This is a genomic window from Paenibacillus sp. FSL H8-0168 (assembly GCF_038592955.1).
GTDB classification, from domain to species: Bacteria; Bacillota; Bacilli; order Paenibacillales; family Paenibacillaceae; genus Paenibacillus; species Paenibacillus polymyxa_B.
This window is the reverse complement of sequence record NZ_CP151948.1, coordinates 4,769,930-4,796,315: the sequence shown is the minus strand read 5'-3', so window position 1 is coordinate 4,796,315 and position 26,386 is coordinate 4,769,930. Positions and strand designations below refer to the sequence as shown.

Sequence of the window (26,386 nt, the reverse complement as noted above, 5' to 3'; positions counted from 1 at the left end):
GATCGAAATGGTCTAGTTCGTCTATATATTGCACCTTGGAGCGACTGGGATCGAATTTTGCAAAATCCTGATACCCGAAAAGTTGGGGCTCCTACTGTTTTTCTATATTTTGAATTGAGGTGACTGGATTTTCATGAAACGGTATATAGCATTGGCTCAAGGAAAAACATTTGGTTTATATATGTTAATCGGCATCGTGATCTTGTTGCTGGCTGGATGTTCGGGAGGGGCACAGGCCGGGCAGAATCAGAGCGATGGTTCGAAATCAGCGGCAACATCTAATGCAACCGGAAAGTCGTCTGACGGTAAAGCTCAAGCTCCTCGTATTGTGGCGACTACGGTAGCCATTGCGGAAATCACGGATGCACTGGGCCTGGATTTGGCAGGCAAGCCGACAAGCACGAAAGTGCTGCCTGACCGTTACAAGGATGTGCCTGATGTGGGTAATCCGATGAGCCCTGATATGGAAAAAGTGATGTCATTGAAGCCGACGGACGTACTGTCGGTGACGACACTGAAATATGATCTGGAGCCTAAATTTAAAGATTTGAAAATCAATGCCGAATTTTTAAATTTTGAAAGTCTCGCGAATATGCAAACAGAAATTCAAAAGCTGGGAGACACGTTTGGCAAAGCCGATAAGGCCAAAGAGATTAATGGAGCTTTGGATACGAAAGTAGCCGAGATTCAACAAAAGATCAAAGGGAAGAAATCCCCTAAAGTATTGATTTTGCTGGGAGTACCGGGAAGCTATCTGGTGGCTACAGAGCATTCCTATATTGGGGATCTGGTTAAAATTGCAGGGGGAACCAATGTGGTTCAGGGCGAGAAGGTGGAGTTCATTGCCCACAATACCGAAGCCTTGCAGCAATCCAACCCCGATATCATTTTGCGCGCTGCACACGGGATGCCGGATGAAGTAGTGAAAATGTTCGATGAAGAGTTCAAAACTAACGATATCTGGAAGCATTTCAACGCTGTGAAAAATGGGCATGTCTATGATCTGCCTGAACCGTTGTTTGGCACAACAGGGAATTTAGCGGCAAACTCGGCGCTGGATGAGCTGATGAAAATGCTGTATCCTTCGAATTAAAGGAAGCTGATGACATGTCCAAAAAAGGTTGGAGCCTTATTGTTGTAATTGTCTTGCTCGTTGGCGTCATGCTGTATTCAGCGATGACAGGCAGTCTCAAGGTGGATTTGAGTCAGTTGGTGACCGGATTGTGGACAGGTACAGATGATCAGGTGAATGTGGTCAAGGACCTGAGACTACCGAGAATTTTCGTGTCCGTAATGGCAGGTGCAGCCCTTGCAGTAGCGGGTGTTTTACTGCAAGCCGTCATGAAAAATCCGCTGGCGGATGCTGGGGTTATCGGCATTTCTTCGGGAGCGGCATTGATCTCGCTGATTGCGGTGACGGTCTTTCCGGCGCTTTATTTCTGGATGCCGTTCTTTTCATTTATTGGCGGTGCGTTAGCCTGCCTAATGGTTTATGGATTTTCATGGAAATCTGGCTTGCATCCGATTCGTCTCATTCTGATCGGGGTAGCTGTGAACGCCATTTTTTCCGGCCTAGGTCAGTCGTTTAACTATCGAGGCAGTTATGCAGTCACCAGCATTAATCAGGTTACCACTTCAACCTTGTCTATGAAAAAATGGGTAGATGTCGAGGTTATTGTGACCTATGGCGGGATTGGGCTAATTTTAGCCATGCTCGTGTTCTCTTGGTGCAATTTCTTGTCCCTTCAAGATAAAACAGCTAAAAATCTAGGATTCAATGTAACGCGCGCACGACTTTTGATTTCTGTGATTGCAGTGCTGCTTGCAGCAACGGCTACAGCCATCGCAGGAGTAATTGCCTTTATCGGCCTGCTCGTTCCGCATTGTGCCCGCTACCTGGTTGGCTCGGATCATAAGTGGCTGATTCCATTTTCCGCATTATGTGGCGGCTTGCTGTTGCTGCTCGCGGATACACTGGGGCGGACAGTGCTTGCTCCCAATGAAATCCCGGCTTCTATTATTATGGCCGTCATTGGCGGGCCGTTCCTGATATTCCTGATCAGAAAGGCGGATCGCACCTATGGACATTAAGGATATAACCTTCTCATATGATCGGAAAACGGATCGTCTGCACGCTATTAATGCTGTTATTGAGTCGGGACGGATTACGACCATAATTGGTCCCAACGGATGCGGCAAATCGACGCTGCTCAGCGTGATGTCCAACAATGCTGTTCCCCGCTTGGGCCAGGTGATTCTGGACGGCAAGGAGATAGCCCACTACAAGCCCAAGGAGCTGGCCCGTCAACTGGCAGTAGTCCATCAGCAGAATGAGGCACCTTCCGACTTGACTGTAGAAAAACTCGTCAGCTTCGGAAGGTTGCCCCATAAGAACATGTTCACAGCGAGACGTGATGAGGATGAGGAAGCGATCGAGTGGGCGATAGCCTGTACTAATCTGAACGAACGTAGAACTCGCACGTTGGATCAGCTCTCAGGAGGAGAACGGCAGCGTGTATGGATTGCAATGGCCTTGGCACAGCGGACGCCAATTTTATTTTTGGATGAGCCGACCACCTATTTGGATATGTACTACCAGCTTGAAATTTTAGAGCTCATTCGGCAGTTAAACCAGGAACATGGACTGACCATCGTGATGGTGCTGCATGATATCAATCAGGCTATTCGGTATAGCGATGTGATGATTGCCATGAAGGAAGGGCGTATTATAGCGAACGGCCCACCTACAGAGGTCGTTACATCTGAGCTGATCCAGGCGGTCTATGACGTGGAGGTCGTAATCAAACAGGATGATGAAGCGGGCATGTACCTCATTCCGATAGGTGTCGGGGTTTCCTGACATTTACAAGCGCACGGAACAATCAATGCTGCGACTGAATAACGCGTCTGTCCTCACGGCATCTCAACGAATTTAAAACATGAAAATGGTTCTGGTCCATGTGTTTGTCAGGTGACAATCGTGGAGACAGAAGCATTTTTTATTTTATTTATAAGATATTGGATGAGATTCAGGGGCGGTTATGCTTATACTACGGTTCGAATCCGATCTTTTGTGTGTTATACTATTGCCGTCGGTAATTTTGTGTTTAGCACTTTACTAATGATAAGGATGGTATGCTTATATGATCAGTACAAGCGGCGTAACGCTTCGTTATGGTAAACGCCCACTTTTTGAAGACGTAAATATCAAATTTACTCCTGGGAACTGCTACGGCCTGATTGGGGCGAATGGCGCGGGTAAATCCACCTTTTTGAAAATTCTTTCCGGTGAAATTGAAGCCAATTCTGGCGAGGTTCACATGACACCGGGTGAACGGATGGCAGTCCTCAAGCAGAACCATTATGAATACGATGAATTCCCGGTTCTGGAAACCGTTATTATGGGCCACACGCGTCTGTATGAAATCATGAAGGAAAAGGATGCGCTGTATGCCAAAACGGAATTTACCGAAGCGGATGGTCTACGTGCCGGTGAGCTTGAAGGTGAATTTGCGGAGCTGAACGGATGGGATGCCGAGCCAGATGCAGCTTCCTTGCTGATCGGTCTTGGTATTCACCGCGACCTGCATGACAAGAACATGTCTGAGCTGAGTGGTAATGACAAGGTACGTGTTCTCCTGGCTCAAGCGTTGTTTGGTCGTCCGAACAATTTGCTGCTTGATGAGCCTACCAACCATTTGGATCTCGAATCCATTCAATGGCTGGAAAATTTCTTGATGGACTATGAAGGCACCGTCATCGTTGTATCCCATGACCGTCACTTCCTGAACAAGGTATGTACGCATATTGCGGATATCGATTTTGGTAAAATCCAGATGTACGTCGGAAACTACGACTTCTGGTATGAGTCTAGCCAGCTTGCGCTTGCCTTGACTCGTGATGCCAACAAGAAGAAGGAAGAGAAGATCAAGGAACTGCAAGCCTTTATTCAGCGCTTTTCCGCGAATGCTTCCAAGTCCAAACAGGCTACTTCACGTAAAAAACAACTGGATAAAATTACGTTGGATGACATCCGTCCATCGAACCGTAAATATCCTTTCCTGAACTTCAAGCCTGAACGCGAAGCAGGCAAACAACTCCTGACAGTAGACCGCCTCAGTAAAACCGTTGAAGGCGAGCAAGTACTGAATGAGTTCAGTCTGGTTGTGAACAAAGGCGATAAAATCGCGTTTGTTGGCCCGAACGGTTTGCCTAAATCGACGCTCTTCCAGGTGTTGATGAACGAGATCGAAGCGGATAGCGGAGAATTCTCTTGGGGGATTACAACTAGCCAGGCTTATTTCCCGAAAGATAATTCCACCTATTTTGAAGGCGTGGATATGAATCTTGTGGAATGGCTCCGTCAATATTCCAAGGATCAGGACGAAACGTTCCTGCGCGGTTTCTTGGGACGTATGCTTTTCTCTGGAGAAGAAGCGCTTAAGAAAGCAAGTGTACTGTCCGGGGGCGAAAAGGTTCGCTGTATGCTGGCGAAAATGATGCTGAACGGTGCCAATGTGTTGCTGCTGGAAGAACCGACCAACCACTTGGATCTGGAGTCCATTACAGCGCTGAACAATGGTCTGATCGACTTTGACGGTACTATATTGTTCACATCTCATGACCACCAGTTTATTCAAACGATCGCGAACCGCATCGTAGAAATTACACCAAACGGCGTAATTGACCGTACGATGAGTTATGATGAGTACTTGGAAAATGAAGAAATCGCGAAATTGCGTGAACGTATGTATCCGGTAGAAATTGGCTAACTTCAGCAACTAGATAAACGAAAGAGGAGCTCCTTCAGGCCATTAAGATGGCAGGGAGACTCCTCTTTTTCGTTTTTGTACCATGCCCATAGCTTACTTGGTTCTGGCAGTGAGGTACGCCAGACCTTTGATACCCTATAAAGGCTATGAGGTGGATTATGATCCGCCTGTACGACGGCGTTGGTTGTTCGGCTTCTTCGTATTTTGGCTTTTCAGTGTTTTGGTGGAACCGCCTTGAAAGCCGCCCTGCTGTGAAGCGCCGGACTGCTGTTTTTTTTGTGCCAGCTTTTCCCGAATGGCATCTGCGAGATTAACTTTACGTGGTTCATTGGCATCGCTCATGAATAAATTCCTCCTGTTGCCGCCAGATTCATGTCAATCATGCTGGATTGAAGAAAAACGCGGCTGTGTCCTCATTTTATACGTTTTTAAAAGAAGGGACAAGGGCAACAATGATAACACACATCTGGGGTGGGGTGGAAGAGAAAACGTCTGTTTTTTGTGTGAAGGAAAAAATGTTTTGTGTAACCTACAGGAATGAGGCCTGGCAATACTTTTTCGTTGTTACTACAGCGATGCAGAGCGGAAAGACTGTTTCTCTAGACCCACACAAAGTTCGTCTGCTATCCTGAAAATAACAGTTAACCAAAGAAAAATTGTTATTATTCAGGGCAGCAACGCTGCTATTTTTATTTTAGGCCCGGTGAGATCGTTCTGCTGGAAACTATATATTTGAAGGAGTGTCCTACGTTGTGGTAAATGTCTATGAAGAAATACGAAAAGGCGAGCGTGGGGCGTGGGTGAGCATTGCTGCTTATCTCTTGCTATCCGCCTTTAAGCTGATTAGCGGATATATATTTGCTTCTAGCGCGTTGCGGGCGGATGGGTTCAACAATGTCACCGATATTATAGTGTCGGTCGCTGTACTGGTTGGACTGAGAATTTCCCAAAAACCACCGGACTCTGACCATGCCTATGGACATTTTCGCGCAGAAACGATCGCGGCGCTGCTGGCGTCCTTTATTATGGCTGTCGTCGGTTTGCAGGTGCTTATTGATGGGATAGGGAGCATTTTCAAGGGCGGAAAGCAAATACCGGATATCACCTCCGCGGGTGTAGCTGTGATTTGTGCAGTGATTATGCTGGGAGTGTACCTTTACAATAACAGACTGGCACGGCAAATTAACAATAAGGCTTTGCTGGCGGCGGCCAAGGATAATCTATCGGATGCACTTGTCAGTGTTGGGGCAGCAGTTGGCATTATCGGCGCACAGTTCGGGCTACCCTGGCTGGATACTGTAGCTGCGATCGCGGTAGGATTTATCATTTGTAAAACAGCATGGGATATTTTTAAGGATTCCACGCACAGCTTGACCGATGGATTTGATGAGCAAGAACTGTCTGACTTACGGAGTACGATTGCCTGTATACCTGGAGTAGAGGGGATTCGGGACGTTAAGGCACGTGTACACGGCAATCATGCGCTGGTGGATGTGGTCATTGAGGTGGATCCGCAACTCAGCCTGATTGAAGGGCATCGGATCAGCGACCGGATTGAGGAGCGCCTGCAAGAGGTTCATAACACGATGCATGTCCATGTCCATGTAGAACCCAAATTATAGATTAATTATTGAATAGTTAGTATTAAAAGTGACTTTAGACCTATATGCAAAAGCCGTATACGCTTCCTTTTGTGACGTTTGGATTATATCTCTCTTCCTGCTGCTTTTACTATAATGAAGGCATGTCCGGCTATATTCGTCGGAATTGGATATGCTCTTCAAATTCGTAAAAACAGCCAGGAGGTGCAACATTGAGAAGACGCGTGATGGGAATGCTCATGACGTCAGCCGCGCTGTTGGCAGCAATTCATGTGGCGGCGGGTCAAGTTGACGCAGCGGCATCAACAGCATCCACAGGACAGAAGGCGGTTATTCAGGCGGCTGTAAAGCTTAGATCCGGTCCTTCGACTACAGGGGATGTAGTCAGCTTTATGAAGCAGGGAGAGGCCGTAACGGTATTGGAGAAAACGAACAGCTATTGGTATAAGATCAAGACTTCTGATGGAGTAACCGGATACACTAGCAGCTCCGACAAGTACATAAAAATTGGCGCTACCAGCGTCGCTGCTGCTGTCACCCCGTCTACCACTCGTAAATCGGAAGCCACCGAGTCAGTTAAAAATGTTTCAGCTAAAGAGGCAGTGGCCTCAGTGAATAGTTCTGCCGGTCAAACGAAAGCCACGATTCAAACGTCCGTTCGTTTGCGGGCGGAGGCATCCACTTCTTCCGAGGTTTTGGGCTATTTGAATGCAGGGGATGTCGTTACGATTACCGACCCAAGTAATGCTTATTGGTTCAAGGTTACCAATGCTGATGGTACGGTGGGCTACGTCAGCTCGTCTCCACAGTATATTCGTATTGGTGAGGGCGTTGTTGTGCAGCAGCCTGTGTCTGCTCCGGTGACAACCACTCCTGATACTACCGCAATACCTGCGACAGCCTCTCCTGTGTCAACTATGAACATGTTTTCCGGTGATGCAGCGGCTGCAATAGAGCAGGTTATTAACACGGGGATGACTTATCTCGGAACTCCATATGAATATGGTTCAGATCGCAACAGTACGGCTACTTTTGATTGCTCGGCATTTACCCGTCAAATTTTCCGTCAGGCTGTAGGTATCCAGCTTCCGGCAGATTCTCGTTCACAGGGTGAGTGGATCAAGCAAAACAGTCAGCCGAATACGGACATGACTACGCTGAAGCGTGGTGATTTGCTCTTCTTTACAAATTATAATGCATCTTCCGGGGCGTACACGTCCTTGGATAATTCCTCCCAAACGATTACACACGTAGCTGTATATTTGGGAGACAACAAGCTTCTCCATACGTTTTCTGTAGCGGGTGGCGGTGTAAAAGTTACGGATTTCAGCAAGCCTTGGCAGGATCGTTTCCTGTTTGGGGGCAGCGTGATTCAATAGAGCGCTGCTAAATGTTAAAAAGCTGTATCAAAAAAGGATGTTCCACAGCCCTGTTAACCAGGGTGGGAACATCCTTTTTTTATAAACATTTAGAATATTACTTTTGTGCAGCTAGCATCCGATAACTATGAAACCCGTTTTCTTCCGGTAAAGAGTGAAATGACGAACAATACCAGAAATATCACAAATAATATTTTAGCGATTGTAGCAGCTATGGACACGACGATACCAAAAAAACCTAAGATCCCGGCGATCACAGCAAAAATTAAGAATAAAGCGGACCATTTTAGCATGTTCTGTATCCTCCTTTAATTGTATATAATGTGGCATACTCACGCTCCGATAGAGCGTGGTTGCAGATGACAATGACTTCTATAGATTATTCGTGGCTGTGCCATCGTTATATGGTGTTTTAAACGGTGCGAGAGTCCGTGAATCATAACGTTTGGAGCGGAGAAGAAGCCAGCCTGGACGTTGTTTCGTGTCTGAATCTAAAGGGTAACTATGCAGTAATCATAAACATCATCGTGAAAGACGAAAGAGAGGTTACGCTATGTTAACACAGGTCAGCATTTTTATTATTGCTATCGCATTTGCAGTTCTCGTTATTTTCCTCATCAAAACGTTAAAAGCAGCACAAGGCTCTCTGGATAAGGTGACTCAAACCTTGCAGGATGTACAAAAAACGATAGATGAACTGAGTTATGAAGTAAAACAAACGGTTCGACATGCGAATGACATCACCGCAGACGTTGATCATAAATTGAAGCAAGTGGAGCCAGTGATGGAATCGGTTAGAAACTTGGGAGAGGTACTCAGTGAAGTGACGCTGGCTGCCAAGCAGGCTTCAACAGCGTTAATGACACGGTTTCAGAAATCGCATAGCGCTGCGAGTAATACTTCCAGAACAGATCACGCGATCAAGGCAACGACACCGAATAGACCTTTGACCGCAACGGAGCGGACGGTTCAGAGCTACAATGCGACTTATGAGGAGCCTGCGGCCAAACCGGGTAAAAACTGGTTGGGTTATGTAGACATCGCTGCTGGAGTGTGGCAGAAAATGCGTCAGTAGCATAGTGGCTGAACCGTAAACTACAGGAAATTCATTGAAAGGGTGAGATTTATGATGAAGACGTTATTACTAGCTGCTGGTTTGCTCACTCCCTTTTCCGGACAGGATACGGTTCAGCAAACCGTTTCCCCGCAAACAGCGGGGCATATGGTTAGGACTGTACAGACGATACCCGCTCCACATGCTGTACCAGCAGATTTTCATACCTTAAATGGCATATCTTTGGATGACACCCGTGCGGATGTGTTGAAGAAGCTAGGCAAGCCACAACGAGTCAAAAAGGATATGCTGCTGCTTTCTACAGAATACCAATATCCAGATGTTGTTGTAGGTATGCGTGAGGACGTCGTTTCTTATGTGCATGTAGATCCTGCTGCTGGTCGAATCAAGGTAAATGATAAGTGGCTGCCGCTGCAACGGAAAACGCTGGATCAGGCGCTGGGTGGCTCGCAATTCACGGCGGAAGACGGAGAGGTCTATGTACGCGGACAACGTGCAATCAAAGTGTTTATGGATGAGACGTCTGATAAACCTAAGTATGTTGAATTTTTTGATGAAACGGAGTGGTAATCGATTTTTTTGAGGCGTGACATAACATGGAAGTTTCAAATGGATATGTGAAGTGTAATAGTCAGAGAAGTCAATCCTTAAAGGAGCGTGAGAAACATGAATCAGACCAATCATAAATCTTATGCCAAAGTGGTAGATAACGGTGTACAAGCCGTTGAAGCAGTAAATGAGTTGCGTAACACGGGCTATCGTTATGAGGATGTGTTCGTGCTCGCTCATGATCAGGATCGGACAGATCGTATTGCCGATACGGTGGATGCCAAGGAAATCGGGATTAAGGAAGAGGGCGTTTTCGATTCATTAGCCAACTTGTTCCGTTCCCGTGGCGATGAGCTTCGCGCTAAAATTACTTCTTTGGGATTTACAGATACCGAAGCTGACTTTTATGAAAAAGAACTGGATCAGGGTAAAGTGCTGGTCATTGCTAAAAAAGCGTGATATTGCTGTTCACCATAAAAGCTGAGTGACATTAGATTCGAAAAAAAGGAAGTTGACCGCACCACAAGTGTTTCGCGGGTCCTCCAAAAACATAGATAAGGAATGGGGTTTTAGCCTCATTCCTTATCTATGTTTTTGGAATGCCTTCTTACGGAAACACTACTTCCAATCAACAAGGGTGTTGCCGTATAAGCAGGTATAGTATAATACATGAGTTACAGATAAGGAGAGGCCAATGAGAATTCTAATTGTTGACGATAACCCGACGAATGTCATTATTATTCGTGAAATACTGAAAAAAGAAAATTATCGGGATGTGATCTCTGCTAGCTCGGCCGCAGAAATGTTGGAGCATCTGGGAATCGGCGACCGTACCATTAGTCTCAGGCCCCGTCCTTCAGATATTGATCTGGTGCTGCTGGATATGATGATGCCTGAAATGGACGGCATTGAAGCTTGCAGTATTGTACAGGAATATGAGCATTTAAAAGATATCCCGATTATTATGGTAACGGCGGTAGGCGATTCCAAAAAATTGGCCGAAGCTCTAGATGTGGGAGCCGTCGATTACGTCACGAAGCCAATCAACAAGGTAGAGCTCATGGCGCGAATCCGGTCTGCCTTGCGTCTCAAACAGGAGAAGGATTGGCATAAGGATCGGGATCAGCGAATTCAGGATGAGTTGAAGCTGGCCGCGATGGTGCAGCAGGCGGTGCTTAGCCCTGCCATCCATGACCCAGTGCTGCAAGTGAATGCGCTCTATCAGCCTTCCTTTGAACTGGCAGGGGATTTATATTCATGGTATCCGTTAGGGGAGGGGCGATATGCCATCATTTTGCTTGATATGATGGGGCATGGCATTTCTTCCTCGCTGTTCTGCATGTTCATTGCGTCTGTACTTAAGGATACGGTGACCACATATGTGGAGCCTGAGAAAGTCATACAAGAGCTGAATCGGCGTTTTAACCAACTGGATCTGGGCAAGCAGCTGGTACAGTATTATTTTACGGCGATTTATATGGTGATTGATACCCGTTCACGGCGAATTGACTATGTAAATGCGGGACATCCTCCCGGTTTGCTGTTCAATCAGGATGGCAGCATTACCAAATTTGACCGTGCATGTAGCCCGGTTGGTTTGTTTGATAAGATTGATGCAGAAATGCACACGATTCATTATGAAGGAACTGGACATATCGCTTTGTATACGGATGGCTTGCTGGAAGCGGTGGAAGGTGAATATGAGGAGCAGTTGGAGTATCTGACTGAGTGTCTACGTAAGTATGAGGAATGGAACGAAGAAGCGATGCTGGATGCATTTTTTCGTAATGAGACGCCACAGGATCGCGATGATGATAAGTGCCTGATCTGGATTTCATTGAAAGAGGGAGAGAGCTTGCATGAAAATCAGAAATAAACTGCTGATCGGCTTTGGATCGCTTATGGCGATCCTCCTTGTGCTGACGCTAATCAGCTATGACCGTATGGGGAACCTGAATGAGCAGCTGAATCAGGTTTACCAGGACCGATATGTGAAGGTCCGGAAAACAACAGCTATTCGTGGTCAGGTGAATGATATGGCTAAAGTTATGGCCAACTTGATTTTAAATCCGGGCTCCTCCGTCGGCGAGGCCAAACGTGAGCTTGATGATATTTCTGCTACTGGAACGAAAGTGCTGGCAAGTTTGCAAACAAATTCAGGCACCAGTGAAGAGCAGCAGCAGGTTGATCGGGTAGCCGTCGCCTGGAATGAATTTCTAAGTTACGAACAAAGGTTAGTTTCCTTACTGGGACAAGATCGCATTGATGAGGCTAACGCTTTCCGCAATAGTACTGGTTTGCCTGCTCAAGAGGAGGCAATGGATAGCATTAATGCCCTTGCCGTTTTTCAGGATCGGGAGATTGATAACGACATGAAGCAAGCCAATCAGGCTTATGAGGAATCTGTGCAGATTACCACAATTCTGATGGCCGCCGGTCTGATCATGGGCTTACTGGTTATTTTGTGGGTGCTCCCAAGCATTGCCAAAGGTCTAAATATCGTTAATCTCATGATTAATGGTTTTGGCAAGGGGAAATACAGGGCCATTAGCCGAATGAGTGTTTCTTCCAAGGATGAAATCGGGGAGGTCGCTCGTGTATTTCAACAAATGGCCGGAGACTTGGAAGAAAAGCGGAGATTTGAGCATTCTGTCCTTCAAACGCAGAAGGATCAAACTTGGCTTAATGCCAATACTGCTCGGGTAACTGAGCTGTTCCGTGGTGTGAATTCACTGGAGCAGGTTGCTCAGATGTTCATTAGTGAGTTTACGCCCATCTTGGGAGGTAGCTATGGAGCCATCTATTTGCAAGGGAAAGATGTAGAAGACAACCGTTTTAAGTTATACGGTTCCTATGCAAAGGTGACTGGCGAAAATTCGATTAGGGACGTTATCCATGTGGGCGAAGGCTTGCTCGGACAATGTGTTCTGGATCGTAAGCCGATCTTGATTACAGAGGCTCCTGACGGATATTTGTCCATAGGCTCTGCCTTAGGAGAAAGTAAGCCCGTGGGAATTATGATTTTTCCTATTTTGTTCGAGGATGAGTGTATCGGTGCTGTAGAAATAGCGTCACTGGATCGCTTCAGTGATCTGGAAACGAAGCTGTTTGCTCAATTAGTAGAGAGCTTGGGGATCATTCTGAACAACATCAAGGGACGGATGCGTGTAGAGCAATTGCTGCGCGAATCTCAGGCACTTACTGAGGAATTGCAATGCCAATCCGAAGAACTACAAACTCAGCAAGAGGAGCTCAAGCGCTCCAACGAAAATTTGGAGGAGCAAACAGAAGAACTCAAGCGTTCAGAGGAATTGTTACAACGTCAACAAGAAGAATTGGAGCATTTTAATACTGAACTGATTGCCAAAACTAGAGCGCTAGAAGAACAGGTTCGAGAAGTAGAAGAAAAGAACGATGAGATCGAACGTGCACGAGCTCAGTTGGAGCAACAGGCAATGCAGCTAGGAATCACCAGCAAATACAAATCCGAGTTTTTGGCCAATATGTCTCATGAGCTGCGTACTCCGCTAAATAGCTTGCTTATTCTTTCTCAGCTCTTGTCTGAGAACAAGGAAGGCAATCTTAAGCCAAAGCAAGTGGAATATGCACAAACCATTTATATGTCAGGCGCCGATTTGTTGAAAATGATTGATGAAATTCTGGATTTATCCAAAGTGGACGCTGGAAAAATGGATATTAACCATGAAGCGGTCCACTTGAAGGAACTGGAACTGTTTGTGGAGCAGAATTTTGCTCCGGTCGCAGCCCAACGTGAGCTTCAACTGCATACCGAAATCGAAGAGAACCTGCCGGATGCCATTATCAGTGACGGTTATCGTCTCAAACAAATTTTACGTAATTTGCTGTCCAATGCGTTTAAGTTCACCACGGAAGGTTCTATTAGTTTCAATGTATCCCGTGCAAACGGAGAGCAGCTTCCTGGTCTGCTAAATCCACGAAGATCCTATCTGGCTCTATCTGTGCGTGATACGGGCATTGGGATTGCTTCCGATAAAACGGATCTGATCTTCGAAGCCTTCCAGCAGGTAGACGGTACAACCAGCCGGAAGTACGGGGGGACAGGACTAGGTCTGTCGATCAGCCGCGAGCTTTCCAGATTGTTGGGCGGCGTTATTACGGTAGAATCCGAGCAGGGACAGGGCAGTTGCTTCACACTGTATTTGCCGGAACAAACGCCAACGGCTGAGGATATGGATTCTCATTCGAGAGAGGAATTTAACGGTACGGTTGTGAATTCGGATGTTGAGAATGTCGCAGCCTCGGCAGAAACGGATCTTCCCATGATTATGCCTGCTAAACGGTTGCCATTATATCAAATGCCTTCGAAAAACAAAGCGGCGGACATTATTCATCCGGGGGACGACCGAAACGAGATTACCTCACAGGATAAAGTGCTGCTGATTATTGAGGATGATATTAATTTTGCTAATATTTTGTACGATATGGCCCGTAGCCGGGGCTTTAAGGCCCTGATCGCTCTCCAAGGAGACGATGGGCTCAACATGGCTCAGTCTTATTTGCCGGACGCTATTATATTAGATATTCAATTACCTGTGATGGATGGCTGGTCTATTTTGGGCGAGCTAAAAGGAAATTCATCGACACGTCATATTCCAGTGCATGTTATTTCGGTCATAGATGATGTGAAGCAGGGCTTGATGATGGGCGCGATTGCCTATCTCAAAAAGCCATCTTCGAAGGAAAGTCTGGATAAGGCATTTTCACATATCAAATCGTATACGGACCAGATGGTCAAACGTCTTCTTGTGGTTGAAGATGATGATAATCAGCGTAAATCCATTATTGAGCTGATCGATCATGATGATGTTGCCATTACGGCGGTATCGACAGGTCAGGAAGCACTAAATGAGCTGGCTACCCAGCGGTATGACTGCATGGTACTGGATCTGATGCTGAGCGATATGACTGGTTTTGAACTGCTGGATCGTATTCGAGAGAATGAACAGCTAACTGATCTGCCGATCATTATTTATACAGGCAAAGATCTGGATAGTAAAGAAGAAACGCAACTTCGTAAATATGCAGAGTCTATTATTATTAAGGATGTTAAATCGCCGGAACGGCTTTTGGACGAAACAACGTTGTTCTTGCATCGTGTAGAGGCGAACCTTCCTGAGGACAAACGCAAAATTTTGCAGAAGCTATACAACAAGGAAGAGCTGTTTGAAGGTAAAAAAATATTGTTGGTAGACGATGATATTCGCAATGTATTTGCTCTGTCCAGTGTGCTGGAAAGCTATCGTATGGAGGTTACCTTTGCGGAAAATGGAAGAGAAGCACTGGAACTGCTGGAACAGACACCTGATTTTGATCTGGTGCTGATGGATATGATGATGCCGGAAATGGATGGATATGAAGCGATGCGACGTATCCGGCTAATGCCACAATTCGAGAAGATGCCTATTATTGCCCTGACAGCCAAGGCCATGAAGGATGATCGTTCCAAGTGTATTGAGGCAGGCGCTTCCGATTATGTAAAAAAACCGATTCAAACCGAACAGCTTTTATCATTAATGCGGGTGTGGTTGTATTCGTAACCCAAAAAAATGGGTAATATAAATCGACACATGATTGGAGCGGCATAGGCAAAACCTATTTAGGAATTGGAGAGAGATTATGACATCTAAGGATATGGCGGATAATGCTGCTAATGAAGTGAAATCGAATGATACTGAGCGGGAATTGATTGAGATTGAGCTGTTGCTGGAAGGTATACATCGGCTGTACGGCTACGATTTTCGTAACTATGCTCTGCCTTCGATTAAGCGGCGTGTTTATTATCATGCGCAGTCCGAGAATGTAAGCACGATATCAGGACTTCAGGAGAAGGTGCTGCATGATCGCAGCGCCTTCGATAGACTGGTACAAAGCCTTTCCATTCCGGTGACCGAGATGTTCCGTGACCCGGAGCTGTTTCTAAATTTCAGGCAGAAAATCATTCCTATTTTGCGAACGTATCCGTACATTCGAATCTGGCATGCAGGTTGTTCCACTGGTGAGGAAGTATATTCTATGGCGATCTTGCTGCATGAAGAAGGCTTATATGATAAGGCTCGCATTTATGCGACGGATATGAATAACCTGTCTTTACAGCAGGCGAAGGAAGGCGTATACGGGATCGACCGAATGAAGCTGTATACCAAAAATTATTTGGAGTCCGGGGGAACACAATCGTTCTCTGAGTATTATACAGCCAAGTATGATTCAGTGATGTTTCATCCTTTTTTACGGAAGAATATTATTTTTGCGGAGCACAACTTAGCGACAGACCGGTCCTTTAACGAGTTCAATGTGATTTTTTGCCGGAATGTCATGATCTATTTTAACGACGAACTTCGCAACCATGTACATGGGTTGTTTTATGATAGCTTAAGTCATTTTGGTGTGTTGGTGCTTGGGGCCAAGGAATCCATACATTTTACCGATTATAGTGATTCCTACGAGCCGCTAGACCGGATAGAAAAAATATACCGGAAGATTAAATAGAGATGCTTAGGAGGATTCCATGGGGCTTCATGAACCGATTCATATATTGCTGGTAGATGACAGACCTGAGAACCTGCTCGCTCTTGAGGCGGTGCTGGAGAGTGAACAATATAATCTGGTAAAAGCCACATCCGGGGAAGAAGCGCTGCGATGTCTATTAAAAGATGAATTCGCACTTGTAGTCCTTGATGTGCAGATGCCGGGTATGGATGGAATTGAGACTGCAAAGTTAATCAAGGCCAGAGAGAAAACAAAGGATATTCCGATTATCTTTATTTCAGCTAACAGCAAGGAAGCTGAGCATTTGTTTGCGGGATATTCAGCCGGTGGTATTGATTATATGGTGAAGCCGTTCATCCCTCAAATTCTCAAGTCCAAAATTGAAGGCTTCGTGCAAATGTATCTGACAAACAAACGCTTGAAGACACAATCCATGCTGCTTCACCACAAGACGCAGGAGCTTGAGAAGATGAACAGCGAACTGATTGCCGCCAAGGAGGCAGCAGAGATTGCTGCCAATGCCAAAACGGAATTTCTGGCAATGATGAGCCATGAAATCCGCACACCTATGAACGGCGTCATTGGCATGATTGATTTGCTGATGGAGACGGAGCTGCAAAGCGACCAACAGGAATATGCCGATATCATCCGTCGTAGTGCAGACGCGCTGGTAGCAGTCATTAATGATATTCTGGACTTCACTAAGCTGGAGTCAGGCAAAATGGAGGTAGAGGAATATCCTTTTGATCTGGTTTCCTGTATCAAGGAAGTTTTCAGCCTATTTACGGTAGAGGTGAACCGAAAGAACTTGGAACTGGTTTATTTCCTCGATGAACAGATGCCTCCTGTGTTATATGGAGATATGGGAAGATTGCGTCAAGTATTGATTAACCTGGTATCCAATGCCGTCAAATTTACAGATCGGGGCGGGGTGTATGTCTTCGCATCTGTCAAAGAGCAAAGCGACAATGGACTTACCGTTGAGTTTTCTGTGAAGGATACAGGCATTGGTATTGATCCCGCTAAGGTTGGAAGGCTGTTTCAGCCCTTTTCCCAACTGGATTCTTCGATGACGCGTAAATATGGTGGAACCGGGTTAGGACTCGCCATTTGTAAAACCTTAGTGAATATGATGGGCGGAGATATCCGCGTAGATACGAGCGGAGAACAAGGCGTGACGTTTCATTTTACAATGAAGCTTGGCTTTGCTGAGGAAAATGAACTGGAGGGGGAGTCCAGCCACGATTGGGAAATTCCACATCAGGAGTCTCCAAGTCGTAAACCTGTACTGGTGGTGGATGACCATCCGATCAACCAGAAGCTAATGGTTAATATACTGGATAAGCTCGGTTTAGCTTCAGATGTGGCAGCAGATGGGCAACAGGCGCTTGATATGGTCATGGCGAATCACGACTATGACTATATCTTTATGGACTTGCAGATGCCCGTGATGGACGGTCTGGAATGTACGGGTAGAATGCGTAAACAATTGGCGGGAAGATCCCAACCTGCCATTATCGCCATGACGGCTAACGTCATGGAGGGTATTCAGCCTCGATGTATTGAAGCTGGGATGAACGATTATATTAGTAAGCCCGTTAAAATCAGCAGTGTAAAACAGGCGTTGCTACGGCATTCTCCGGACCATTTTCCAATGCAGCCGGGTAAAGATCAAATCAATGAAGCCTAGATGGTGGCATTTGGTAGTATTTAAAAAGTTATACCGTGATTCAAACGCTCGTATAATGGGTTAGTATGTAGGGAAATCTTTTTTCGGGAGAGTAGGCCTATGAATACAAATAAAAATGAGAAATTTAATGCAATTACAGAAACAACCGATGGCGTAAATACCGTTTATCTGAGTGGAGAGTTGGATCTTTCGGTAGCACCTGATTTTCGTCTGGTGATGGAGCCTTTGGTGGGGGAGTCCAGCCAAGATTTGATTATTAACTTGAGAGACCTTAAATACATTGACAGCACGGGTATTGGTATCTTGTTATCCATTTTAAAAGCAAGGCATGGGATGGAGTCTCGCTTTGCTGTTCAAGAGGTACCGCCTCAAATTCAAAAGCTGTTTGATATGACCGGTATTGCCAAATTCTTTGTCCCCCAGGAGAATTCCCAATAGGAAAGGAAAGAAAAAGAAATGAATGCTCAAATTCAAAAAGTAGTTCTTAATTTACCGGCAACTGCTGACTTTGTTGATATTGTAAGATTAAATTTATACGGTATTGCCGCGAAAATGGGATTCTCTTATGAGGATATTGAAGACATGAAAGTGGCTGTATCGGAAGCCTGTAATAACTCTGTCCTTTATGCATATGGTCATGAGGGGGGAGTCGTGGAAGTAACATTCGAATTTGATGAAGCTTCGTTGTCCATTCGTGTCAAAGATGAAGGGGAGAGCTTTGAACGTGTGGAGGACCCGTCCCGTATCGCATCCTTGCATGACAAGGAGTTGAATGATGCGCAGATAGGCGGATTAGGCTTTTATCTCATGCAGGCGCTTATGGACGATGTCCATATCTTGAATGAGACAGGAAAAGGCACCGAAGTGGTGCTGGTAAAGCGCCTGACCAGAAGTGAGGAAAGAGTATGAATGAAAAGGTAACTCCCCCGGAGTCGATGGATGAAGCCGTTGGTCTAATCTGGGAGTACCAGCAAACAAAAGATAACGAGATTGCTACCGTGCTGATCCGCAAGTATGAGCCAATGGTCAAGATGGCTGCCGGGAAGATCTCCCGTAACCGTCCGGACTTATACGAGGATTTATATCAGACCGGTCAGATGGCTTTGATACGTCTGCTTCAGCAATACGATATCAGCTTGGGTATCCCATTTGAACCGTATGCTATGAAAAGTATGTTGGGACATATGAAAAATTATTTGCGCGACAAATCCTGGTACATCCAGGTTCCTCGCCGTATTAAGGAAAAGGGTGCGCTTGTTCAACATGCTATTGATGAACTAACCGTTAAATTGGAACGCTCACCCAATGTGGATGAGATTGCGACCTATTTGGATCTTACCGTGGAAGAAACGATTGAGGTGCTTGCAGGCCGTGAGTGCTATCACTATGTTTCACTGGACTCGCCTTTATCCCAGGAAGAGAGTGCAGCTACGTTAGGCGAGCTCATTAGTTCGGATGCTAACGATTATGACACTGTGGAAAAACGAATGGATTTGCAGCAGGCTTTAAGCCAACTGAAGGAGCAGGAACAAAAGGTGCTTCTTCTGGCATTTCAGGACGGTCAATCTCAACGTGCGATTGCACAGACGTTGGGCGTATCGCAGATGAGCGTTTCCCGTATTCAGAAGCGGGCAACGGAAAAGCTGAAGCAGATTATGTCTAATTCCTCTATTTCATGAGAAGACCGCGGAATTCTTGGCTTAACATATTTGACGTCACATCGTAAGGACACGTTATTCCGATATGGGAAGCGTGTCCTTTTTATAAAGCGAAAAAGGTTGGGAGGAAGGTTGGAATCCATGACAGCATTTGAACAGATTTCTTCCTTTCGTGGAGGATGGGAATGGTGGGACATCAGTGCTGGGAATTGGCAAGATTCGGTCATACAGCACTTGAAGGAGAAGCTCCCAGAAGCCGCAGAATGGCTGGACAAGGTAGAGGACATTCCATCCAGCTTTATATCTGTGCGCTTTCCAGATGGCAATCAGCCCTTAATGTACGGGTCGTTGATTTACTCCGTTCAGGAGGAGATCGACAGTCAGCGTAATTGCAATAAGTTTTATTTTCTGGTTCTAAACCAAAAGTTAGTGACTTTAAATTTGGATCAAAATACCCGTGAAATCATGCACACCGCGGAACGCCAAAAAATGCTGGAACAGTGTGAGGATGCAGCTGACGGCATGTTTGTATTGGCGAGAGCCGTGCTTCATTATTTTCATACAGGTATGGATAAGTTCGAGATCAACCTGAGAAGACTGGAAGAGGAGATGGAGAAAAGGAATGCCCGTACGCTGATGGATTCTATATTGAATGCACGTTTCGAGCTTTTGTATTGGAGCAATATGTTCATTCCTTTTTCAGAGCTGGTGACGGCTTCTCGGGAGGCATATCTGGATCAACTGGAGGAGAATCGTTTTTTTAAGCAGTTACTTTACCGTGTTACTCGGATGGAAGGACTTTTCCTGCATTATGAAAAGGAAATCGACACATTGATCTCCATTGACGACGCCATTTCCGCATTTAGAGGGAATGAGATTACGAAGACGCTGACCATTGTCACCGCCGTATTTACACCAGCAACCGTAGTAGGCGCTATATGGGGCATGAACTTTGAAAATCTGCCTTGGATTAAAACAGGCTGGGGCTTTACCACCGTGATTATTGCCACACTGCTAAGTATGGCGGGAATGTACGGCTGGCTGATGATGAAGGGGTGGACAGGAGACTTATTGAAGGCTAACAAGCGCAACAAATTGTAGCGGCTGACTACAGCTGTTACAATTTACAAATAAAAAACGATCCATCGTAACTGGAGGCTCTTTGAGGAGTCTGTTACCGGTTACGATGGATCGTTTTTAAATGAGATAGGGACAATTACTTAGTACCTTGGCTCATTTTGATATATCCTAATAATTCGGCGATGAAATCTCCGATGACCGGAAGATTTAATTGCACCAGGAAACTGAGCAACCAAGCGAGCAAGGCGAGTATGACCACTGTACCCAGCGTAAGACCGAGACCACGTGCAATGCCTGCGGTCAGATTGCTCATAATTCTTCTTTTAGTGCTGGAGTAGTTCTCTAGAATATCTTTGAATTCTGCTCTTTCAAGCGTATCTGCTATTTGATCTAAGCGTTTGTTAAGCCGCTTGACCTCATGGCGCAGCTCAAAAGGATGCTCATTTACATCAAAGTCTCTCTCCTGATCATGTGTTTTAACATGATTATGAGTAGAAGAAGTCTGCTTGGATGAAACTTCATCTGGCTGATCTTGAGCCTGTAGGGGATGAAAGGTTCTTTTGTTGTTCGCGGTAAGATCATCTCCATAGGAATTTGGCTTGTTCATTGTCATCCCAGCCTTTCTATCATTTAAAAACAGCCAGCTTCTTGCATGCTGGCTGTTCAGTGTAGGCTTATTTTTTGCCATCAGAATGTGTAGCTGTTAGGAATTTGCATTCAATTGTTTTTGCGTATCCTTGGCCGCTTGAGCCGTTGCATCCATAACTTCTTTATCCGCTTTGGCTGCTTCATTAGCGACATCTGCAGAAGCTTTGGTTACGCTGGATACGATGTTGTCTTTACTCTCGGATACCGTTTTGGCTACATCTGCTGTTTTGGTGGAAACGGTTTTGGCCAAATCTGTCGCTTTGCTGCTCACTACAGATGCCACGTCCTTTGTTTTATCGGAGACGACTGTAATTTTATCAGACAGATCACTACGCAAATCACGACCCGGCTTCGGCGCGAACAGCAGGGCTGCGGCAGCACCAATCAAACCTCCAATAAATAAACCTTTTGCAAAACCTGAAGTACTTGCCATATTTTGATTGTCAATGTTACTCATGTTATATCACTCCTCTTATAGAATTAAAGAATAAAAAATATATATAAAATTTTAGGTAGCCCTTCTTAATAGCCTGGACGCTAGTCCGAGCAAGAACACGAACAATGCGGTTCCGAGTATGGCTGGAATGACGGCAAAATCTCCGATGACCGGGCCCCAGTCTCCCAATAGCATGACACCTAGCCAAGCTCCTACAAATCCAGCAATCATAGAGCCCGCAATGCCGCCAGGCATTTCATGACCAGCCAGTGCATCGCCAATCAATCCGATAATAATAGCCATTACAATACTTAGTACAATTCCCCACACAAGGATCGCCTCCCTTATCCTAAGTTCACAAAACCATAACGCTTTTGATGAATGCTGAGCTTCGATATTGCTGAGCCTTGCTTACTTCGTATATAAACGTCGTGACCCGGAGTGAAACAAAAAGCCGACTCAGACATTTACCGGTGGGGAGTGGAAGGAAGCTGCATGCGCGCTCGCCAATAGATCACAGGAACGGTAAACACCAGCCAAATTATACCTGCAATATAGCCACCCACAATATCTGTAGGAAAGTGAACGCCTAGATATATGCGGCTTAATCCAATCAAGAGAATCAGTAGTACACCCAGAGCGCACGGAAGAAAGAGCGAACGCCCACGAATCTTTCGTTCTATGGCCCAAATGGCAAATATCATTCCGAAAAATCCCATGGAAATCATCGCATGACCGCTGGGAAAACTATAACCCCCGGCTTCAACCAAATGTTGAAGTGACGGGCGTTCCCGTTGCAAAATTTCCTTAATGAGCGTATTCAGCACCCACATCGCCGTAAAGCTGCTTAGGATCGCAAAGGAATAAGCTTTTGAACGAAGACTGACCCAACACAAGGTAGCGGCACCGAGGGCGATGATCAACGACATGCGGAATGAACCGAAAGATGTAATGAATATAGCGATGGTTAGCAGTTGGTAACGAGCAGTTGCTGTGTCTGGAAAAACGGCATCCTGTATGCGTTCATCCCAATATAGAAAAGGAGCTGTGCCAATCCACTTCACAGAGTAGGCGATGAGAAGCAACACAGCGATCATGATAATAGATGCATACAGACTACGACGCAAATAGCTTGGTAGGAACCGGGATGGTTGGGGTTCATGGGATAGCATATGTAATAAATCTCCTCCTTATGGCTGTAATAGATTCAATTTTTCGTACTATTAACTTAACTAATAATGAACTTAAGAGCAAAACCCGACGGCGACGACAGGCTGATTGAGGCATATAAGCCCGGGGTAAAGGGATCGTATCACAGCGTTTGTAATGCCAGGGCCGGAAGTGGAATAGTCATCACGAAGCAAAGCTGCTTTACGGAACTGTAATCCATGGAGGTGTTAAGGATGATTAAAATAGTGACATCGGCAGAAAGACATACCTCAAATAAAGGATGGATTCATAGTGAGTTTAGCTTTTCGTTTGCCGATTATGAAGATCCGAGCAATGCCCATTTTGGCTGTATGCTAGCCCATAATGATAACGAGCTTGAACCGCAGCAAGGCTTTAAAAGACATCCGCATCACGATTTGGAAATCGTCACCTACGTGATTGAAGGCCAATTGCATCATAGCGACAGCCTAGGACATGAGCAGGATTTGAAAAGCGGCTCGATCCAGGTTCTGAGTGCAGGCACCGGAATTGAACATGAAGAGCGAAATACTGGGGATGAAAGACCGGTTCGTTTTTTGCAAATGTGGTTTTTACCCGAGAGTCCTGGCATTCAGCCTTCTTATCAGGTGCAAAGATTCAAGCACAGTGAACGTCTAAATCGGCTTCAGCCTGTTGTGTCTGGTTCAGAAGTGGAGGGAGCGTTATCCATCGCGCAGGATATAAATCTGTATCTGAGCAGATTGGAAAAAGGACAGCAGCTTGAATATCCGCAGCAAGAGGAGCGCCGCACCCATATTTATGTAGTTAGCGGTCATGTGGAAATTACGTGCCAGGATGGAGATTTTCAGTTAGGACCTGGTGACGCCGCGCGAATTCAAAAAAGCTGTTCCTTAAAAATACTAGCTACAGGTAATGAGGATATATCTGAATTGGTGTTAGCGGATTTGCCTTGAAGCATCTTTGAGTGAGTGAAGAAGTGTATGAAAATCCGTATATGCAATCGAGAAAATAAAGCTCGTATCCCGTTGCACGTCTGTTGAGACGACCGGAGATACGAGCTTTATTTACGGTGACAGGGCACTATCATGAAGGCTGTTGTTCATGATGATAGGTTGTAATACAGCTAAGCTGTATTCCTATAAGCTATTCAGGAGGATTTGCGTAATCTGCCCAGTTCAGAAACAATAGCTTCAACCTCTGAAATGCTCAGGTTAGGCTTGCTTATCACCATATCATAGACATCATGGATGTCCTCGTATTGCTCCAGCGAGAAAGCGGATGCCTGCATAGCAGCACCACTCGCCATACGGAGCTTGGTTTTAATACCCTCAATCATATACTCAATGTTGGCATGAGACGGTACAGACAAATCCATCGTTAATTTTCCATCCTTTCATAACAGGGGAAGTTGCCTGTATTGTATCATGTTTTTGTTGTAGAATGTACTGAAAGCCAGATTACTGATATACAACCGAATCAAGGAGGATGGACAAAGTTGTCTTTGTATAATCGAGCTTCCGCACCCGGTCGCTCGTCCTTAGAACATAATGTAAAGAAAACAGATCGAGATGGACTCGCGCCGTTTTTCCGAGAAATTTATCAACAGCATGCTATAGATAAGTTGACTTTTGTTTGCATCGGTACAGATCGCTCATCGGGTGATTCACTCGGGCCACTGGTAGGCACCATGCTCAAGGAGCAAGGCTTTCCGCACGTGATTGGCACAATGACGGAGCCCTGCGATGCAGATCATCTGGTTTCATACTTGGAGTGCATTCCCCAAGATCATCATGTGATCGCCATAGATGCTTGTCTTGGACAGCACGGCTCAACGGGAATGTTTCTTATTGCGCGTGAACCGCTAACTCCTGCGCGATCGGTGGGGCTGTCTCTGCCGTCTGTTGGTCATTATAGTGTTGCAGCGATTGTGAATGAGCGCAGTCCCAAACCCTATTGGACACTCCAAATGACGTCGCTTCACTTGGTCATGACCATGGCTGCGCATATTGCTAATGCGGCGGCTTATGAATTTGGTTTAAAAACAGCTTCGCAAGATTTTCCAGAGGGTTACCGTTTCAGATATTGATGGTCTGCTTAATAATATACATCAGCATGTTCTACTCACTAATATATTCAGATCCAATAGATTATATACAGAGAAGGAAGGGTTCCACATGGAAAAGGTATTATGCGAAGGAACGACGATCTGCTATGCCGAACAGGGAAAAGGAGATCCGATCATTCTATTGCACGGATTTTGCGGAAGTTCTTCCTACTGGGATGAGGTTGTTCCCTTGCTATCCCCAAGCTATCGTTGTATTGTTCCAGACTTGCGTGGACACGGACGCAGCGATGCTCCACTAGGAGCCTATACTATTGATCAAATGGCAGATGATGTGCTTAAACTTCAAGAACAATTGGACATTCCTCAGGCTGCCTGGTTTGGTCACTCCCTAGGAGGCTATCTTGCCCTTTCGGCAGTGCAGAGACATGCAGAGCGCCTGACAGCCTTTGGACTGATTCATTCTACAGCATATGCAGATACGGATGAAGGTAAAGAAAAGCGGAATAAGGCTGTATCCACCATCCAAACGGAGGGGATTACGACCTTTGTAGATGGACTCGTACCGGGACTGTTTGCTCCTGATCATGTGGAGTCAATGTCCAGCCAATTACTTAAAGTCAAAGAAATTGGCTACAAAACACCACCACAAGGAGCCGTAGGAGCATCACTGGCTATGCGCGAGCGTACTGATCGGCGGGATGTGTTGTCGGCTTCTGCATTGCCAGCCCTTTTAGTAGCGGGTGAGCAGGATCAGGCGGTTCCTCCAGCGCGGACGTTTACAACAGATCGGGCCGGAGTAACTCAGGTTACCCTACCGGAAGCAGGTCACATGAGCCTGTTCGAGGCACCGGAGTTATTAGCGAACACCATCTTGACATTTTTAGAGCAAAACTTGAAAAGGTAGACTAAGGTAAGCCCAAAAACCGGAACCTTCTGATGTGATAAACAGAAGGTTCCGGTTTTTGGGTAGTCAATTATTTAGGTGTGTAAGGTGTCTAATTTATATTGCTTTTGTTAAAGGCAAACGCTGTCGGCAAACCGTCAATACTCTCCAGATTTTTCTCATAGGCATATTTTTTAAGTGCTTCTTCTCCCATCTGAATCGAGACTTCCTTCAGCTTTTCCCGTTCGTTCGTGTATGTCATGAAGGGAACCGCAAAACCACATGAATTCTGCACCATGTGAACGTCCACAACAATGATTTGTCTTGCGCCGGGAAGCGGGTTGAAGAGAGGGTACAGTTCATTCCATTGCTTAGTATCGGGCAGCGCGACGGTACCAGTACCATAGAGCTTTAGTACACTGGGAGCGCCCTCAAATGCACAAAACATGATTGTTACCCGTCCGTTCTCGATAATGTGGGCGCTTGTCTCGTTGCCGCTTCCCGCCAAGTCGAGATAGGCTACCCTTTGGTCCGATAGAATACGAAAGGAATCATATCCCTTGGGGGAAAGGTTAACGTGCCCTGTCTTGGATAGCGGTGCTGATCCTACAAAGAAAATGTGCTGCCGCTGTATAAACTCTTGATGTTCCGGTAATATCGAGCTAAATTGTTTACCCAAACTCCATCATCCTTTCTCACAAAAATATTCATATAAATTTTGTTTCTGAAGAAAATAATTATTATAAATAATTTTATGGAATGTTTAAATATACTGATTATTTTTTTGTTTCGTATGAAACAAAAATATCACAACACTAATGAAGAAGCAATATTGATTTAAAAAAAACGTCA

Annotated in this window: 28 protein-coding genes; 20 read left to right on the top strand and 8 right to left on the bottom strand. The window is 45.6% G+C overall.

The window, feature by feature from the left end:
• The first annotated feature begins 133 nt into the window (after window positions 1-133).
• The 4 genes from isdE to MHI21_RS21350 all read left to right on the top strand — a co-directional run bounded on the left by isdE (window position 134) and on the right by MHI21_RS21350 (window position 4,772).
• Window positions 134-1,093 carry a heme ABC transporter substrate-binding protein IsdE gene (gene isdE, locus MHI21_RS21365; protein ID WP_342418867.1) on the top strand — a complete coding sequence of 320 codons (960 nt, stop codon included), beginning with the start codon at window positions 134-136 and terminating at the stop codon, window positions 1,091-1,093.
• Window positions 1,094-1,107: 14 nt separating this feature from the next.
• Window positions 1,108-2,091, top strand: coding sequence for an iron ABC transporter permease (locus tag MHI21_RS21360; protein WP_069290386.1), 984 nt, complete (start codon window positions 1,108-1,110; stop codon window positions 2,089-2,091).
• Window positions 2,081-2,860, top strand: a complete 780-nt coding sequence (locus tag MHI21_RS21355; protein WP_025718721.1) for an ABC transporter ATP-binding protein — start codon at window positions 2,081-2,083, stop codon at window positions 2,858-2,860. Before MHI21_RS21360 ends, MHI21_RS21355 begins: the two co-directional genes overlap by 11 nt.
• 283 nt (window positions 2,861-3,143) lie before the next feature.
• A complete protein-coding gene (locus tag MHI21_RS21350; RefSeq protein ID WP_342418866.1) occupies window positions 3,144-4,772 on the top strand; it encodes an ATP-binding cassette domain-containing protein in 1,629 nt (542 codons plus the stop codon).
• 156 nt (window positions 4,773-4,928) lie between these two features.
• Here MHI21_RS21350 and MHI21_RS21345 read toward each other — a convergent pair whose 3' ends face one another.
• Window positions 4,929-5,114, bottom strand: a complete 186-nt coding sequence (locus tag MHI21_RS21345) for a hypothetical protein (protein ID WP_029517162.1) — start codon at window positions 5,112-5,114, stop codon at window positions 4,929-4,931.
• A 410-nt stretch (window positions 5,115-5,524) separates the two neighbouring features.
• On the opposite strand from MHI21_RS21345, the gene MHI21_RS21340 reads away from it, so the two are divergent.
• On the top strand, window positions 5,525-6,394 hold the full coding sequence (locus MHI21_RS21340) for a cation diffusion facilitator family transporter (RefSeq protein ID WP_341163123.1): 870 nt from the start codon (window positions 5,525-5,527) through the stop codon (window positions 6,392-6,394).
• A 191-nt stretch (window positions 6,395-6,585) separates the two neighbouring features.
• Window positions 6,586-7,752: an SH3 domain-containing C40 family peptidase gene (locus MHI21_RS21335; RefSeq protein WP_342418865.1), complete on the top strand. Its 1,167-nt coding sequence runs from the start codon at window positions 6,586-6,588 to the stop codon at window positions 7,750-7,752.
• Window positions 7,753-7,877: 125 nt separating this feature from the next.
• Here the strand turns inward: MHI21_RS21335 and MHI21_RS21330 are convergent, their stop codons facing one another.
• A complete protein-coding gene (locus tag MHI21_RS21330) occupies window positions 7,878-8,045 on the bottom strand; it encodes a DUF1328 domain-containing protein (protein WP_028541846.1) in 168 nt (55 codons plus the stop codon).
• Window positions 8,046-8,305: 260 nt separating this feature from the next.
• On the opposite strand from MHI21_RS21330, the gene MHI21_RS21325 reads away from it, so the two are divergent.
• The 11 genes from MHI21_RS21325 to MHI21_RS21275 all read left to right on the top strand — a co-directional run bounded on the left by MHI21_RS21325 (window position 8,306) and on the right by MHI21_RS21275 (window position 20,353).
• Window positions 8,306-8,827 (top strand): DUF948 domain-containing protein, encoded by a 522-nt coding sequence (locus MHI21_RS21325; RefSeq protein ID WP_069290384.1) that lies wholly within the window; start codon window positions 8,306-8,308, stop codon window positions 8,825-8,827.
• A 51-nt stretch (window positions 8,828-8,878) separates the two neighbouring features.
• Complete coding sequence (locus tag MHI21_RS21320; RefSeq protein WP_028541848.1) at window positions 8,879-9,397, top strand: hypothetical protein; 519 nt, start codon at window positions 8,879-8,881, stop codon at window positions 9,395-9,397.
• A 96-nt stretch (window positions 9,398-9,493) separates the two neighbouring features.
• Window positions 9,494-9,835 carry a general stress protein gene (locus tag MHI21_RS21315; RefSeq protein WP_023990277.1) on the top strand — a complete coding sequence of 114 codons (342 nt, stop codon included), beginning with the start codon at window positions 9,494-9,496 and terminating at the stop codon, window positions 9,833-9,835.
• Between the two features lie 235 nt (window positions 9,836-10,070).
• Window positions 10,071-11,252 (top strand): fused response regulator/phosphatase, encoded by a 1,182-nt coding sequence (locus MHI21_RS21310; RefSeq protein WP_028541849.1) that lies wholly within the window; start codon window positions 10,071-10,073, stop codon window positions 11,250-11,252.
• Window positions 11,236-14,955: a response regulator gene (locus tag MHI21_RS21305; protein WP_342418864.1), complete on the top strand. Its 3,720-nt coding sequence runs from the start codon at window positions 11,236-11,238 to the stop codon at window positions 14,953-14,955. Before MHI21_RS21310 ends, MHI21_RS21305 begins: the two co-directional genes overlap by 17 nt.
• Before the next feature lie 79 nt (window positions 14,956-15,034).
• Window positions 15,035-15,904 (top strand): protein-glutamate O-methyltransferase CheR, encoded by an 870-nt coding sequence (locus MHI21_RS21300; RefSeq protein ID WP_023990274.1) that lies wholly within the window; start codon window positions 15,035-15,037, stop codon window positions 15,902-15,904.
• Window positions 15,905-15,923: 19 nt separating this feature from the next.
• The gene (locus MHI21_RS21295; RefSeq protein WP_341163125.1) at window positions 15,924-17,594 is read left to right on the top strand and encodes a response regulator; all 1,671 of its coding nucleotides are present in this window, start codon (window positions 15,924-15,926) and stop codon (window positions 17,592-17,594) included.
• A gap of 99 nt (window positions 17,595-17,693) precedes the next feature.
• Window positions 17,694-18,032 (top strand): STAS domain-containing protein, encoded by a 339-nt coding sequence (locus tag MHI21_RS21290; protein ID WP_023990272.1) that lies wholly within the window; start codon window positions 17,694-17,696, stop codon window positions 18,030-18,032.
• A gap of 18 nt (window positions 18,033-18,050) precedes the next feature.
• The gene (rsbW, locus tag MHI21_RS21285) at window positions 18,051-18,503 is read left to right on the top strand and encodes an anti-sigma B factor RsbW (protein ID WP_061831463.1); all 453 of its coding nucleotides are present in this window, start codon (window positions 18,051-18,053) and stop codon (window positions 18,501-18,503) included.
• Window positions 18,500-19,273 (top strand): sigma-70 family RNA polymerase sigma factor, encoded by a 774-nt coding sequence (locus MHI21_RS21280; protein ID WP_013311929.1) that lies wholly within the window; start codon window positions 18,500-18,502, stop codon window positions 19,271-19,273. The genes rsbW and MHI21_RS21280 overlap by 4 nt, the downstream gene beginning before the upstream one ends.
• A 120-nt stretch (window positions 19,274-19,393) precedes the next feature.
• The gene (locus tag MHI21_RS21275) at window positions 19,394-20,353 is read left to right on the top strand and encodes a magnesium transporter CorA family protein (protein WP_061831462.1); all 960 of its coding nucleotides are present in this window, start codon (window positions 19,394-19,396) and stop codon (window positions 20,351-20,353) included.
• A gap of 115 nt (window positions 20,354-20,468) precedes the next feature.
• On the opposite strand, the gene MHI21_RS21270 is transcribed toward MHI21_RS21275, so the two are convergent.
• The 4 genes from MHI21_RS21270 to MHI21_RS21255 form a co-directional block, all read right to left on the bottom strand.
• Window positions 20,469-20,945 (bottom strand): DUF5665 domain-containing protein, encoded by a 477-nt coding sequence (locus MHI21_RS21270; RefSeq protein WP_165179367.1) that lies wholly within the window; start codon window positions 20,943-20,945, stop codon window positions 20,469-20,471.
• Between the two features lie 90 nt (window positions 20,946-21,035).
• The gene (locus MHI21_RS21265) at window positions 21,036-21,437 is read right to left on the bottom strand and encodes a YtxH domain-containing protein (protein ID WP_023990268.1); all 402 of its coding nucleotides are present in this window, start codon (window positions 21,435-21,437) and stop codon (window positions 21,036-21,038) included.
• Between the two features lie 51 nt (window positions 21,438-21,488).
• Window positions 21,489-21,746 (bottom strand): GlsB/YeaQ/YmgE family stress response membrane protein, encoded by a 258-nt coding sequence (locus MHI21_RS21260; RefSeq protein ID WP_069011991.1) that lies wholly within the window; start codon window positions 21,744-21,746, stop codon window positions 21,489-21,491.
• 137 nt (window positions 21,747-21,883) lie between these two features.
• Entirely contained in the window at window positions 21,884-22,588 is a 705-nt protein-coding gene (locus MHI21_RS21255; RefSeq protein WP_342418863.1) for a phosphatase PAP2 family protein, read from the bottom strand.
• 231 nt (window positions 22,589-22,819) lie between these two features.
• On the opposite strand from MHI21_RS21255, the gene MHI21_RS21250 reads away from it, so the two are divergent.
• Complete coding sequence (locus MHI21_RS21250; RefSeq protein WP_341163127.1) at window positions 22,820-23,539, top strand: pirin family protein; 720 nt, start codon at window positions 22,820-22,822, stop codon at window positions 23,537-23,539.
• A gap of 194 nt (window positions 23,540-23,733) precedes the next feature.
• Here the strand turns inward: MHI21_RS21250 and MHI21_RS21245 are convergent, their stop codons facing one another.
• Complete coding sequence (locus MHI21_RS21245; protein ID WP_013373034.1) at window positions 23,734-23,961, bottom strand: DUF1128 family protein; 228 nt, start codon at window positions 23,959-23,961, stop codon at window positions 23,734-23,736.
• A 120-nt stretch (window positions 23,962-24,081) separates the two neighbouring features.
• Here MHI21_RS21245 and yyaC point away from each other — a divergent pair, with 120 nt between their 5' ends.
• Both yyaC and MHI21_RS21235 read left to right on the top strand, forming a co-directional pair.
• Window positions 24,082-24,672, top strand: coding sequence for a spore protease YyaC (gene yyaC, locus MHI21_RS21240; protein ID WP_341163128.1), 591 nt, complete (start codon window positions 24,082-24,084; stop codon window positions 24,670-24,672).
• An 88-nt stretch (window positions 24,673-24,760) separates the two neighbouring features.
• Window positions 24,761-25,555: an alpha/beta hydrolase gene (locus MHI21_RS21235; protein ID WP_190297952.1), complete on the top strand. Its 795-nt coding sequence runs from the start codon at window positions 24,761-24,763 to the stop codon at window positions 25,553-25,555.
• A 91-nt stretch (window positions 25,556-25,646) separates the two neighbouring features.
• On the opposite strand, the gene MHI21_RS21230 is transcribed toward MHI21_RS21235, so the two are convergent.
• Window positions 25,647-26,213, bottom strand: coding sequence for a pyridoxamine 5'-phosphate oxidase family protein (locus MHI21_RS21230; protein WP_341163129.1), 567 nt, complete (start codon window positions 26,211-26,213; stop codon window positions 25,647-25,649).
• Between the last annotated feature and the right edge of the window lie 173 nt (window positions 26,214-26,386).